Below are 14,122 nucleotides of genomic sequence, written 5' to 3' on the forward strand. Positions count from 1 at the left end.
ATATTTAAATGTTTGATATCGGATTCTGGGAGATGGTTGTTATCTCCGTAATAGGTTTAGTAGTGCTCGGTCCCGAGCGCTTACCCACTGCTATCCGTAGTGTTCTGCGCTGGGTAAATACTGCCAAAGGCATGGCTAACTCTGTCAAAAGTGAAATATCTCAAGAGTTAAAGCTGCATGAAATAAACGAGAATATGATCAAGGCGAGCAAGCAGGGTCTTAGCGATCTTGATCCGGATCTTAAAGAATCAATTGATGAAATGAAAAAAACGGCACAGGAAATTACCCGCCCGTATCAGAACAGCAATGAAGAGTTAAATTCATCAGCTATAAACACAGAAAATAACGGTGAAAATAGTATTCTGAACAAGTCTGCAGCGCCAATTACACAGGATAAAAGTGAATGAGTTCAAGCGAAACCAGCGATACGCAGACAAAACACAGCTTGCCCTTAATATCTCATTTATTAGAACTTCGCGACCGCTTATTACGTGTTATTGCCATCGTTATGGTTCTATTTTTAAGTCTGGTTTATTTCGCTAATGATATTTATCACTACTTAGCAATCCCGCTTACCAGCCAGCTTCCAGAAGGCTCAAGCATGATTGCAACCGGGGTAGCGACGCCGTTTTTTACACCGATCAAGCTGACCATTGTACTGTCCATTTTTATTGCAATTCCAGCTATTTTGTATCAGGTATGGGCATTTATTGCGCCGGGTTTATACAAACATGAACGTAAATTAATTGCACCTTTAGTGGTCAGCAGCGCCCTGCTCTTTTATTTAGGTATGGCATTCTCTTATTATGTGGTTTTCCCCTTAGCCTTTTCCTTTTTCACCAGTACAGCGCCGGAAGGTGTCACCATAGCAACCGATATCAGCAGTTATTTAGACTTTGTCTTAAAACTGTTTTTTGCCTTTGGTTTAGCTTTTGAAATCCCAATAGCAACTTTAGTATTATGCTGGACCGGGGCAACAACACCTGAAAAGTTAAAAGAGAAACGCCCTTATATTGTGGTCGGCGCATTTGTCTTCGGCATGTTATTAACGCCGCCGGATGTTATTTCTCAAACACTACTCGCTGTTCCAATGCTTATTTTATTTGAATTAGGTTTACTGTTTTCACGTTTTTATGTGCGCAAAGACAATGATCAAGATGAAAACGAAGAAAAACTTCAAGACTGAATCAGCGAAAATCACAGAGTTTTTTAAATGATAGATATCGGTGTAAACCTGACCAGTAAACGTTTTGAAAAAGACTTGTCTGATGTTATTTGTAACGCCAGACAAGCAGGTGTGACAAATATGATTATCACCGGAACTTGTTTAAAAGAAAGTGAAGCGGCTCTGCAGCTCGCTTTATCCGAACCAGATTACCTGTACTGCACTGCAGGCATTCACCCTCATGATGCAAAAACCTTCGATTCTACAAGCCTGTCTCACCTTAAAAATTTGGCATTAAACAAGCAGGTAAAAGCCATTGGAGAATGTGGTTTAGACTTTAACCGTAATTACTCCACACCAACAGAACAGGAATACGCATTTGTGCAGCAGCTGGAATTAGCTGTTGAACTGCAGCTGCCGGTATTTATGCATGAGCGAGATGCCAATAAACGTTTCATTGAACTATTAAAACCTTATATCAAGCAGCTTCCTAATGCTGTTTTACACTGTTTTACAGGTAGCCGGGCTGATTTGGAGCGCTCCTTAGCCATTGATCTGCACATTGGTATTACCGGGTGGATTTGCGACGAACGTCGTGGGGGAGAGCTTTTAGAGCTGGTAAAGCTTATTCCTGGCAGCCGTTTAATGATTGAGACGGACAGCCCCTACCTGCTGCCGCGTTCAATGCGTCCAAAACCCAAATCCAGCCGTAATGAACCTAAGTATCTGCCCTTTATTGCACAGACAATTGCAGAAGCTCGTTCGCAGAGCACTGAACAGCTTCTTATAGAAACAAGCGCGACAAGCCGCGCCTTTTTTAATATATAAATTTAGTTTTATAAAGTACATAGTTTATAACACTGAATTCAGACAAAAGAACAACCATCCAACAAGTTGCTTTTTATTTACAGACTTAATAGGAATATTAATGACTACTTCTCAAAGTTTCCCTGCACGACGTTTACGTCGTTTACGTAAGCATGATTTTTCTCGTCGTTTAGTTGCTGAAAATCAGCTTTCAGTAAACGATCTTATTTACCCTATGTTTGTTCTTGAAGGTAAAAACCGCCGCGAAAGTATCACTTCTATGCCCGGTGTTGAGCGCCTTTCGGTGGATCTGTTAATTGAAGAGGCCAAAGAGTTAAGCGCATTAGGTATTCCGGCTATCGCACTGTTCCCTGTTACACCAGATGAAATAAAAACACAGATGGCAGAAGAAGCTTATAACGCAGAAGGCCTTGCACAGCGCGCCGTAAGAGCTGTCAAACAGGCTTGTCCTGAATTAGGCGTTATTACCGATGTAGCGCTGGACCCCTTCACCACACATGGTCAGGACGGAATTATTGATCAAGAAGGTTATGTATTAAATGACATAACAACCGAGATATTAGTCAAGCAGGCACTTTCTCACGCACAGGCCGGTGCAGATATTGTTGCGCCTTCAGATATGATGGACGGCCGTATCGGCGTAATTCGTAAAGCATTAGAAAACGCAGGTTATATCAATACACAGATTATGGCCTACAGCGCAAAATATGCATCAAACTATTACGGTCCTTTCCGTGACGCCGTCGGCAGTGCAGGTAACTTAAAAGGCGGCAATAAATCCACCTACCAGATGGATCCGGCAAATAGTGACGAGGCAATTCATGAAGTGGCATTAGATATTCAGGAAGGTGCGGATATGGTCATGGTTAAACCGGGCATGCCCTATTTAGATATTGTCCGCCGCGTTAAAACTGAACTGCAGGTACCGACATTTGCCTATCAGGTCAGCGGCGAATACGCAATGCATAAAGCAGCTATTGATAACGGCTGGTTAAAAGAAAAAGAGTGTGTTTTAGAATCATTACTCTGCTTTAAACGCGCCGGTGCCAACGGTATTTTAACCTACTTTGCCAAACAGGCGGCAGTCTGGCTGCAGGAAAAAAAGTAAAAATAAAGCGATAAAATTGGAGCAGACAGCTCGTTTGCTCCTCTAACTAAAGGTATTTTTTAATATGACGCGAATTATATAACCTTAAAGCGTAAATAATACAATCTCAGCTTATTTCCCCTCCTAGCCCTGCATTTTCATTTTTGACAGCTAAAGTCCTTATAGACAATAGGATTTCGCCGTTTAAGTTTACCCTGCCACACTTAACAGTTTCTCTATCGGCCAGCGGGGTTTAGCTTCAATTTCCAAATTTTCAAAATGACCGGCTTTAAGACGCTGCATGCCGGCATAGGCAATCATTGCACCGTTATCGGTACAAAATTCATTACGCGGATAAAAAACTTCACCGCCTCTGGATTTCATTAATACCGCTAATTGCTTACGTAATGACTGGTTAGCACTTACGCCGCCGGCAACAACTAAGCGTTTTAGTCCGGTCTCTTTTAACGCACGTTTACATTTAATAGCAATGGTATCAATAACCGCATCCTGAAATGCAAGGGCAATGTCCGCCTGTGTCTGCGCATCTTTGCCTTCTTTCTGAATAGTAACTGCAGTAGATGTTTTTAAGCCACTGAAACTAAAATCAAGGCCTGGTTTATTGGTCATTGGCCTTGGAAACACAAAACGCCCGGGAACTCCGCCTTCCGCCATTTTAGCTAACCGCGGTCCGCCGGGATAATCTAAACCCAGTAATTTTGCTGTTTTATCAAATGCTTCACCGGCAGCATCATCAATACTTTCGCCTAATACCTTGTATTCACCGATATTATCAACCTGCACCATAAGGGTATGGCCGCCGGAAACCAATAAAGCTAAAAATGGAAATTCGGGGCGGTTTTCTTCAAGCATTGGGGCAAGCAGGTGGCCTTCCATATGATGCACTGCAATGGCCGGTTTATTCCAGGCAAACGCAATACTGCGTCCGATACATGCCCCGACTAACAATGCACCAACTAAACCTGGTCCAGCGGTGAAGGCAACAGCATCAATATCATCCTTAGTACAGCCGGCAGAAGCTAAAGCTTCTTTGATTAACGGGATGGTTTTACGGACATGATCACGGGATGCAAGTTCGGGCACAACACCACCGTAATCCGCATGCAGTTCGACCTGACTGTATAATTGATGTGATAACAAACCTAATTGATCATCATAAACAGCAATACCAGTTTCATCACATGATGTTTCAATACCTAAAATACGCATATGATAAATGCCCCTTTAATAAAATAATTCTGCTGAAAAAAGTGCGCTAGTTTAACGTAAAAAATAGAGTAACAGTGTTTTTTTTCACCTGCTTATCAGCAATAAACTTATTGACAGTTAAACAAAGCCAGGATCTTAAGGATCTTTGCATTTATTTCACTATATTTAATACACTAATCCTTTACTTTCTGACCCAAATAGGATTAAAATCTCGCACCATTTTAAATGAACTGGTCAATATACGACCGTAACCATAAAGGTAATAGGCACATGCCAGTAATTAAACTTCGTGAAAACGAACCATTTGACGTAGCACTTCGTCGTTTTAAACGCTCTTGCGAAAAAGCAGGTATCTTAGCTGAAACACGTAAACGTGAATACTTTGAGAAACCTACTACAGTACGTAAACGCGCTAAAGCAGCTGCAGTTAAACGTCACTTGAAAAAACTTTCTCGTGAAAACGCACGTCGCGTTCGCCTTTACTAATTATTAGATAAAGGTTAATTATGTCTTTAAAAGCAAGATTAAAAGAACAACAAATACTCGCAATGCGGGCGAAGGACAAGGTCCGCCTGGGCACTGTTCGTATGTTGCTCGCTGCTATCAAACAAATTGAAATCGATAATAAAGTTGAGCTGAATAATGATGAAGTTACGGCTGTCATCATTAAATCAGTAAAACAGCGTAAAGATTCAATTACTCAATTTGAAAAAGCGAATCGACTTGATCTTGCTGAAGTTGAAAAGACAGAACTTGCTATATTGCAGGAGTTTCTTCCACAAGCACTGACCACAGATGAAGTGAAAGCTTTAGTCGAGCAGGCGGTTGTATCTTCGGGTGCAAACGGTATGCAGGATATGGGGAAAGTGATGGCAGTACTCAAGAAAGATATTCAAGGACGAGCTGACATGGGTGAAGTAAGCGCACTTGTAAGAGCCTGCTTAGCTTAACTCTGACACTCGTTAGATAAAAAAGCCCCACGCTTAGCAATAAGCTTGGGGCTTTTTTGTTTCTAAAGTACACTTAACAGCAGTTCCGAATAACGGATTAATTTAATAATTTACTAAATGGTTTAATAGATGGCTGGACGCATTCCTCGAAATTTTATTGATGATCTTATCGCCCGTACCGATATTGTTGACTTCATTGACAGCCGCGTAAAATTAAAAAAGAAAGGCAAAGACTACCGCGCCTGCTGCCCTTTCCATAACGGTAATAACAACTCCTCTTTTTCTGTCAGTGCCGATAAACAGTTTTATCACTGCTTTAACTGCGGCGCGAGCGGTAATGTCCTGTCTTTTGTTATGGAATATGACGGCATTGAATTTGTTGATGCTGTTGAAACACTAGCAGAGCAGCTGTCAATTGAAGTGCCGCGAGAAGAAAACGGCTCATCAGCATCACCACAAAACAGTTATATTGACCGTAAAGATCTTTATCAGTTAATGGCTGATATTACTGTTTTTTATCAGCAGCAGCTGCGTTCCCATAAAAACAGTAAACAGGTGATCAACTACCTTAAAAGCCGCGGTTTATCCGGTGAAACCGTCAAATATTTTAAAATCGGCTATGCGCCGGACGGCTGGGATGAAGTACGCAAACGCTTTGCTGTTTCGCCAGATTTAGAAAAACAGCTGATTGATGCCGGTATGCTGATCCCCAAAGAAAAAAACGGCAGCTACGATCGCTTTCGGGACCGCTTAATGTTTCCCATTCATGATCAGCGCGGCCGCGTTATCGGATTCGGCGGGCGCGTTTTAGGTGAAGGTGAGCCCAAATATTTAAACTCTCCAGAGACACCGATCTTTCATAAAGGTAAAGAGTTATACGGTTTATATCAGGTTAAACAGAGCTATAAAGAAATTCAACGCATTTTAGTCGTTGAAGGTTATATGGATGTTGTTGCGCTTGGTCAATTTGCTATTGATTATGCGGTTGCATCTCTTGGCACCAGCACCACAGCAGATCACATTCATACTCTTTTCCGTCACAGCAGTGAAGTTATATGCTGCTTTGACGGCGATAAAGCAGGAAGAACAGCCGCCTGGCGCGCGCTGGAAAATGCACTACCTTATATACAGGACGGTCGAACATTACGCTTTATGTTTCTTGCCGATGGTGAAGATCCGGACAGCTTAGTACAGAAAGAGGGAAAGGAAGCCTTTGAAAAACTGATCGAGCAGGCAGTTCCATTATCTGACTTTCTTTTTCAGCACTTGTTAAGTCAGGTCGATATGAGCATTGCGGACAGCAAAGCCAAACTGGCGCAGCTGGCAATTCCGCTGATCAGTAAGCTCCCTGAAACCGTATTTCGGCAAATGATGGAAGAAAAATTAATTCAGTTACTGGGCATTGAAAAACAAGGTTTGAAGAAACTGCTGCCTGAAGCGGCGAAAACAACTAAGCCAGATAACAAACAGAAAGTAACACCAATGCGCTTAGCCATTTCTGTGCTGCTGCAGCACCCCGGCATGGCTTACGGTCTGCCGGAGTTTCCTGAATTTAAGGAGATGAATTTACCCGGCTTAACTTTATTAAACTCGTTACTTGAAATTTGTCGAGTCAGTCCCAACATAACTACAGGACAGTTACTTGAACACTGGCGGGAAAAACCAGAAAGTAAGCAGCTGAATAAACTGGCGGTATGGCAGAATGATGTTGAAGAAGAAAATTATGAAGCTGTTTTCTTAGATATATTAGAAAATTTTCTTAATCTTCACATCAGTCAAAAAATTGAATATTTAAAACAAAAAGCCCGTACAGGGCAGATATTAACTAGCGAAGAAACGCTGCAGCTTGCGCAGCTTCTCGTTGAACAAAAACAAAATTAATGAAACTGGAAAAATTTACAATATAAGCGTATAATCGAGCGCTTGTATTTTTTTCAATTACATATCCTATTTGCACTCTATTTTGGACGGTATCTATGGCTCAAACACCTCAGTCACAGCTCAAAGAGCTTATTATAAAAGGTAAAGAAAAGGGTTTCTTAACCTACGCAGAAGTTAATGACCACCTGCCGCAAGATATTGTTGAATCAGAACAGGTTGAAGACATAGTTCAAATGATCGGCGACATGGGGATCCGTGTCGTTGAAACTGCACCAGATGCAGATGAAATGATGTTAGGCGGAGATGACAGCGATACTCCCGATGAAGATGCAGTAGAAGCTGCAGCTCAAGTTTTGGCAACGGTTGAATCAGAGATCGGCCGTACAACAGACCCTGTGCGTATGTATATGCGTGAAATGGGCACCGTTGAGCTGCTGACACGTGAAGGCGAAATTGTTATTGCCAAACGTATCGAAGAAGGTATTAAAGAAGTACAGACTTCAGTTTCTGAATATCCGGCAACCATCACCGGTTTATTAGACAACTGGGACAGCTACGAAGCTGAAGAGATGAAACTGACTGATTTAATCAGCGGCTTCGTTGATCCGAATGATGAAATGACCCAGGCAGTCAGCGCGACACATATCGGCTCTGAATTAACAGACAGTCAGTTAAAAGATGAAGATCTGCCTGATGATGAAGAAGCAGGTGAAGATGAAGAAGAAGGGCCAAAAGGTCCTTGTCCTGAAGAAGCTGCTGAAAAATTTGCAGAACTTCGCAAACTTAATAAAGTTGTTGAAGATTCAATAGCCAAAAATGGACGCGGTCATGCCGAGACCCGTAAGGCTATTAATGAACAAGCAGAATTTTTCCAGCAGTTTAAACTGATCCCGAAACAGTTTGACCGTATGGTTAAAGCTATCCGCTCTTCAATGAATACAGTGCGGGTTCAGGAACGTCTTGCTCTGAAAATCTGTGTCGAACAGTGTAAAATGCCTAAGAAAGAGTTCATCTTCATATTCAAAGGCAATGAAACTAATAAATCATGGATAGAAGCAATTCTTTCCAGCGGTACTGATTACGCAAAACGTATTAGTGAATTTGAAGAAGACTTACACCGCTGTTTAAGAAAAATGCTTTCAGTTGAAGAGCAAAGCGCGCTTACCATCAGCAACTTAAAAGAAATTTCACGCAATATGAGCATCGGCGAAGCAAAAGCACGCCGCGCTAAAAAAGAGATGGTAGAAGCCAACCTGCGTCTGGTTATCTCTATCGCTAAAAAATACACTAACCGTGGTTTACAGTTCTTAGATTTGATTCAGGAAGGTAATATCGGTCTGATGAAAGCAGTTGATAAATTTGAATACCGTCGTGGTTACAAATTCTCAACTTACGCAACCTGGTGGATCCGTCAGGCAATTACCCGCTCTATTGCTGACCAGGCGCGTACTATTCGTATCCCGGTACATATGATTGAAACGATTAATAAACTTAACCGTATTTCTCGTCAGATGCTGCAGGAGATGGGGCGTGAACCGCAGCCGGAAGAGTTAGCAGAACGCATGATGATGCCGGAAGATAAAATCCGCAAAGTGTTGAAAATTGCTAAAGAGCCGATCTCAATGGAAACACCGATTGGTGATGATGAAGATTCACACCTAGGTGATTTTATCGAAGATACAACCATTGCTCTGCCGGTTGACTGTGCGACAAGTGAAAGCCTTAAAAATGCAACTAACGATGTATTAGAAGGTTTAACTGCACGTGAAGCGAAAGTCCTGCGTATGCGTTTTGGTATCGATATGAATACCGACCATACTCTTGAGGAAGTTGGTAAGCAGTTTGACGTAACACGTGAGCGTATCCGTCAGATTGAAGCGAAAGCATTACGTAAACTTCGTCATCCAAGCCGAAGTGAACAGCTGCGCAGCTTCCTGGACGAATAATTCGTCTAGAGTACTGACAAAAAAATCCTGCATCAGCAGGATTTTTTTTAACTGAAAAGTGATAATTAACTTAGTTTGTCGACTAACAGCAGAAAGAACGTTTAATTAATAGGCAAACAACTTACATATGCTAGACAGATATAAGTGAAGCTTATATAATCGCGTTTCAAATTCAGCACCTTAGCTTTAGCTTCGAGTGTAAAAATTCGGCCCCTTAGCTCAGTTGGTTAGAGCATACGACTCATAATCGTCAGGTCCCGTGTTCAAGTCACGGAGGGGCCACCATATTAAAAAAGGCTTTTGATTAATATAATCAAAAGCCTTTTTGCTATTTATAGCAGCTGAAATTGTAAATCTTCTTTCAGACAGACTTTTTTTTAGCTAAAGCTTTAAGCATATCTCTAGTAACCAGGGTGATTCCTTTTTCAGTCACACGAAAGCCGTTTGCTATATCCTGTTGTTTATCATAACCAATAGTTAAACCCGCCGGGATCCTGCATTTACTGTCGACAATAACGCGGAATAATTTACAGTGCTCACCAACATCACTGCCGTGCATTAATACCGATTCTTCAATAAGACTGTAAGAGTGCGTGTGAACATTCGAAAATAACAATGACTTGCGAATTGTTGAGCCAGAAATAATGCAGCCGCTGGAAACAGTTGAGTCAACCGCCATGCCGCGCCGCTGCTCATTATCAAAAATAAATTTTGTAGGAGGAAGCGGCTCTTGATGCGACCAGACTGGCCAGTCTTTATTATATAAATTAAGTTGCGGCTGAGGAGCAACTAACTCCATATTGGCCTCCCAGTAGGAATCTAATGTACCGACATCCCGCCAGTAAGGCTGTTTCGTACTTCCCGGCTCCTGAAAAGCATAGGCAAAGACATTATGCTTTTTAATGATTGACGGAATAATATCCTGGCCAAAATCCCGGCTGGAGCCTTCTTTAGCATAATCTCTTAACAGCTGTTCAAATAAGAATTCACTATTAAAAACATAATTACCCATGGAAGCTAAGCACAGCCCAGACTTACCGGGTACTTCATTAGGCTGCGCCGGTTTTTCATTAAATGCAGTCACTTTATTATCACTGTTTACGGTCAGTACTCCAAAGCTTCCGGCGGCCTCCTGTACAGGCACCTCAAGACAGCATACGGTCATATCTGCACCGCTTTTCACATGCTCAGCTAGCAATAGTGCATAATCCATGTGGTAGACATGATCGCCTGATAAAATCAGAATATATTTAGGACGCTCAGAACGAATAATATCCATGTTCTGATAAACTGCATCAGCGGTTCCCTCGTACCAGTCATCACTATAACGCTGTGATGCCGGCAGTATTTCAACAAAGCCGGATAATTTTGCCTTTAAATGTCCCCAGCCACGGTTAAGATGACGGATTAATGAGTGTGATTTGTACTGCGTTGCAATACCTATATGATGAATACCTGAGTTAATACAGTTTGATAACGGGAAGTCGATAATACGGAATTTACCACCAAAATAAACTGCAGGTTTGGCACGCCAGTCCGTCAGCTCAAATAAACGGCTGCCGCGGCCGCCTGCTAAAATTAAAGCGTAAGTATCACTGGTCAAGGTACGGCTATGCTTATTAATTTTGTGCAGCATAAGTAACTTCTTCTATATGTGAATTTGAAATTGTATTTATCGTATATACAAAAATTTGAATAAAAAATATTACAGCTCAACAACCATATAATCTAAAAGGAGTAATAATTAATTATAGTGCAGACAGGTAAAAATAAAGTACTTATTGAGAAAAATTAGCAGAGGCTGACAGGGGAAGGACAGATAAACTCAGGAGTGATGCTCTTCCTAAAAATACTAAAAGGCTGACAAATATCAGCCTTTTTATCAGCAGAGCATTGTATCCAGCTTAACAACACTCTTAATAAAAAACTATCAGGCCAGATTCACTAAAAAAGGATCACGAGAAAGTTTCTGATTACTTTCAGGTTTATACCAGGCAAGCTTCTCCGCCAGGCTAACGACCTCACCTATAATCATCAGAGTGGGGCCTGCCAAACCACCGCCAAGCAGCACTAATTCCGAAAGTTTTCCAATCACAACATGCTGCTGTGAACTTGTACCTTTATTAATTAAAGCAACTGGCGTATCAGGGCTTCGTCCATTAGCGATGAGTTGTGTCTGAATCTCTTCAGACTGAATTAGCCCCATATATACAACTAGTGTCTGATTACTGATAGAAAGCGCCTTCCAGTTTAACTGCTCACCATTCGCCTTGCGGTGGCCAGTTACAAAGGTCACTGACTGTGCAAAATCCCTATGGGTTAACGGAATACCGGCATATGCACTGCAGCCCGAAGCAGCCGTAATACCGGGAACAACCTGAAAAGCAATACCAGCTTCAACAAGCTCTTCCAGCTCCTCACCGCCGCGGCCGAAAATAAATGAATCACCGCCTTTTAGGCGCACCACTTTCCTGCCCTGCAACGCATATTCCACCAGCATCTGATTAGTTCGTGACTGCCCGACTTCATGATTACCGGCTTCTTTTCCCACAGAGATTAAATCAGCATCACGGCGCACTAAGTCTAAAATCTCAGATGAAACCAGACGGTCATACAGGACAACATCAGCCTGCTGCATCAGCTGCAGCGCTTTTAGCGTTAGTAAAGACGGATCTCCAGGTCCGGCTCCAACTAATGCAACATCACCGCGAGCCACATCTTCAGTTAAACTGCTTTCCATCAACTGCACAGCTTTATCTGTCTGCCCTTTCTGGAGCAGGTTAGCTAACTCGCCATTACCAAATAATTTTTCCCAGTAGCGTCTGCGCAGAGAGACATTTTTTATGACCGCTTTTACACGGTGACGAAACTCTCCGGAAATAGAAGCCAGACGCCCTAAATGCATAGGTAATAACGCCTCTAAACGCTCTCGTATTAAGCGTGCTAATACCGGTGCTTTACCGCCGCTGGAAATTGCAACCACAATGGGTGAACGATCCACAATGGAAGGCATAATAAAACTAGACTGCTCCGGGCTGTCAACGACATTTACCAGTACCTGCAGCTGATCCGCCTTATCAGCCACCAGCTGATTTATCTCTTTATTATTAGTAGCGGCAATCACCAGCCATTTATTATTCAGCAGTTCCGGGGTAAAAGCCTGCTTCAGCAGCGTTATTTGTTGTGCATTACCTTTTTCCAATAACGATGAATGAAACTGAAGAGCACAGACCGTGACTTCCGCACCGGCTTTAAGCAGTAAATGCACTTTGCGTAAAGCAATACTGCCGCCTCCAACAACAAGGCACGGGCGGTTTTCTAGTTTGGTAAAAATTGGTAGGTAGTCCATAGCAGCACTCTATTATTATCGATAGAAGAACACTATAAAGAAATATCTCCCCTAGTTAAAACATTAAAAAGTGATTAATTATTTCATTTTATGATATTGCCGATAAACACAGGCGCAGCGTTATAGTTATTAGCCAGACGATTTATTCATCCAGTAAAGCACGTACACCATCATGCCAGGTAAAAATCCCTCGGATCTGACCGTTTTCCAGAACAGGCAGGCAGCCTATATTTTGGTCTAACATAAGAATTAAAGCGTCTCTAACTAACAGATCTGCATTAACAGTAACAGGGCTGCGCGTCATCACCTGGTGAGCACGCTGCTTGATTGTCGCGGTATCACGTACAGATTCTGCACCGGTGCCTATAAACGGGCTTAAGCAGCGTAATAAATCACGATCACTAATCACTCCCTGCAGCTGCTCATCTTCAATAACTAACAGATGGCGAAAAGGTGCGCAGTCAAGAATTTCTTTAACAACAGTTAAACGATCATCCATTTCTACAGTTACTACACGTGTTGTCATCACTTCCGAAACTTTCATTTTTATACCTTGTTAACAAGTAGTTAGGTATAAAGTATAGCTATAAAAAAGCCGGCATATGCCAGCTTTTTAAAAATATTAGTCAGAAGGCATTAATTACGCATTATTTTTTACAAAATCAATGCCTTTCTCAATATCAGCATGTAAAACGGCTAACATTTTTTCTTTTATTTCTTCTTCAAAAGCGCTTAATTCACCAAAAGGTAATACCCGCTCAATACCTTTTTTACCTAACAGCAGCGGCTGAGTGAAAAATGGTGAGCATGAGTTACCACCGTCTACATAAGCATTTTGAATAATCCCCTGCTTGCCCTGCAGGGCCTGTACCAGGTTAATACCAAAAATAGAAGCTGCGCGGGCCATTGATAATGTCGCAGAGCCGCCGCCTGCTTTGGCATTAACGACTTCTGTACCAGCATTCTGAATACGATCTGTCAGCTCAATAACCTCCTGTTCCGTAAACTCGACACCTTGTACTTGTGAAAGTACCGGAAGGATAGTTGTACCGCTATGGCCGCCGATAACATTCACACGAACATGCTCCGCCGGCAGACCTTTCTTCTCAGCAACAAAATCCTCAGCGCGAATAACATCTAATGTGGTGATACCGAATAGCTTACTTTTATTGTATACACCCGCTTCTTTAAGTACTTCCGAAGCAATAGCTACAGTTGTATTAACCGGGTTAGTGATAATACCGATACAGGCTTCGGGGGCAACCTGTGCGACTTTGCCGACAAGGTTTTTGATGATACCGGCATTAATATTGAAAAGATCGGAACGGTCCATACCTGGTTTACGGGCAACACCAGCTGAGATAAGTACTACGTCAGCCCCCTCAAGAGCAGGTGTCGGATCATCACCAGCATAACCTTCTACCTGTACACTGGTAGGAATATGGCTTAAATCTTTTGCTACACCGGGAGTAACGGGGGCGACATCATAAAGTGATAAAATTGAATTTTCAGGTAAATCAAGTTTTAGCAATAACGCGAGTGCCTGACCAATACCACCAGCGGCACCAAGAACAGCAACTTTTACAACTTTCATAATGATCTCCAAAATAGTTATTAAGGTAATAATATCTAAGAGATTTTAATCAAAAATAATAGCTAATGTGAAAAATGTTAAAAAATTGTGAG

The 14,122-nt window shown here is 42.0% G+C and carries 13 protein-coding genes and 1 tRNA gene; 9 read left to right on the plus strand and 5 right to left on the minus strand.

The window, feature by feature from the left end; genetic code table 11:
* The first annotated feature begins 8 nt into the window (after positions 1 to 8).
* The 4 genes from tatB (at position 9) to hemB (ending at position 3,101) form a co-directional block, all read left to right on the plus strand.
* Positions 9 to 407 (plus strand): Sec-independent protein translocase protein TatB, encoded by a 399-nt coding sequence (gene tatB, locus G337_RS0113320; RefSeq protein ID WP_028864331.1) that lies wholly within the window; start codon positions 9 to 11, stop codon positions 405 to 407.
* Positions 404 to 1,186 carry a twin-arginine translocase subunit TatC gene (gene tatC, locus G337_RS0113325; RefSeq protein ID WP_028864332.1) on the plus strand — a complete coding sequence of 261 codons (783 nt, stop codon included), beginning with the start codon at positions 404 to 406 and terminating at the stop codon, positions 1,184 to 1,186. Before tatB ends, tatC begins: the two co-directional genes overlap by 4 nt.
* A gap of 27 nt (positions 1,187 to 1,213) precedes the next feature.
* A complete protein-coding gene (locus tag G337_RS0113330) occupies positions 1,214 to 1,993 on the plus strand; it encodes a TatD family hydrolase (protein WP_028864333.1) in 780 nt (259 codons plus the stop codon).
* 100 nt (positions 1,994 to 2,093) lie between these two features.
* On the plus strand, positions 2,094 to 3,101 hold the full coding sequence (gene hemB, locus G337_RS0113335) for a porphobilinogen synthase (protein WP_037027488.1): 1,008 nt from the start codon (positions 2,094 to 2,096) through the stop codon (positions 3,099 to 3,101).
* 189 nt (positions 3,102 to 3,290) lie between these two features.
* Here the strand turns inward: hemB and tsaD are convergent, their stop codons facing one another.
* Positions 3,291 to 4,310: a tRNA (adenosine(37)-N6)-threonylcarbamoyltransferase complex transferase subunit TsaD gene (gene tsaD, locus G337_RS0113340; RefSeq protein WP_028864335.1), complete on the minus strand. Its 1,020-nt coding sequence runs from the start codon at positions 4,308 to 4,310 to the stop codon at positions 3,291 to 3,293.
* A 270-nt stretch (positions 4,311 to 4,580) separates the two neighbouring features.
* On the opposite strand from tsaD, the gene rpsU reads away from it, so the two are divergent.
* From rpsU to G337_RS0113365, 5 genes are all read left to right on the plus strand, one after another.
* Positions 4,581 to 4,796, plus strand: coding sequence for a 30S ribosomal protein S21 (gene rpsU, locus G337_RS0113345; RefSeq protein ID WP_015464331.1), 216 nt, complete (start codon positions 4,581 to 4,583; stop codon positions 4,794 to 4,796).
* Between the two features lie 20 nt (positions 4,797 to 4,816).
* Positions 4,817 to 5,260, plus strand: coding sequence for a GatB/YqeY domain-containing protein (locus tag G337_RS0113350; RefSeq protein ID WP_028864336.1), 444 nt, complete (start codon positions 4,817 to 4,819; stop codon positions 5,258 to 5,260).
* Positions 5,261 to 5,389: 129 nt separating this feature from the next.
* Positions 5,390 to 7,141, plus strand: coding sequence for a DNA primase (gene dnaG / locus G337_RS0113355; protein WP_028864337.1), 1,752 nt, complete (start codon positions 5,390 to 5,392; stop codon positions 7,139 to 7,141).
* A gap of 95 nt (positions 7,142 to 7,236) precedes the next feature.
* A complete protein-coding gene (gene rpoD, locus G337_RS0113360) occupies positions 7,237 to 9,087 on the plus strand; it encodes an RNA polymerase sigma factor RpoD (protein ID WP_028864338.1) in 1,851 nt (616 codons plus the stop codon).
* 208 nt (positions 9,088 to 9,295) lie between these two features.
* Positions 9,296 to 9,372: transfer RNA gene (locus tag G337_RS0113365), tRNA-Ile, on the plus strand.
* A 76-nt stretch (positions 9,373 to 9,448) separates the two neighbouring features.
* Here the strand turns inward: G337_RS0113365 and glgC are convergent.
* The 4 genes from glgC to mdh all read right to left on the minus strand — a co-directional run bounded on the left by glgC (position 9,449) and on the right by mdh (position 14,030).
* Complete coding sequence (glgC, locus tag G337_RS0113370; RefSeq protein ID WP_028864339.1) at positions 9,449 to 10,723, minus strand: glucose-1-phosphate adenylyltransferase; 1,275 nt, start codon at positions 10,721 to 10,723, stop codon at positions 9,449 to 9,451.
* A 294-nt stretch (positions 10,724 to 11,017) separates the two neighbouring features.
* Positions 11,018 to 12,436: a siroheme synthase CysG gene (gene cysG, locus G337_RS0113375; RefSeq protein WP_028864340.1), complete on the minus strand. Its 1,419-nt coding sequence runs from the start codon at positions 12,434 to 12,436 to the stop codon at positions 11,018 to 11,020.
* A gap of 142 nt (positions 12,437 to 12,578) precedes the next feature.
* A complete protein-coding gene (locus tag G337_RS0113380) occupies positions 12,579 to 12,986 on the minus strand; it encodes a CBS domain-containing protein (protein WP_028864341.1) in 408 nt (135 codons plus the stop codon).
* 90 nt (positions 12,987 to 13,076) lie between these two features.
* Positions 13,077 to 14,030: a malate dehydrogenase gene (gene mdh / locus G337_RS0113385; protein ID WP_028864342.1), complete on the minus strand. Its 954-nt coding sequence runs from the start codon at positions 14,028 to 14,030 to the stop codon at positions 13,077 to 13,079.
* Between the last annotated feature and the right edge of the window lie 92 nt (positions 14,031 to 14,122).

This window comes from Psychromonas aquimarina ATCC BAA-1526, assembly GCF_000428725.1.
Taxonomy (GTDB): Bacteria; Pseudomonadota; Gammaproteobacteria; order Enterobacterales; family Psychromonadaceae; genus Psychromonas; species Psychromonas aquimarina.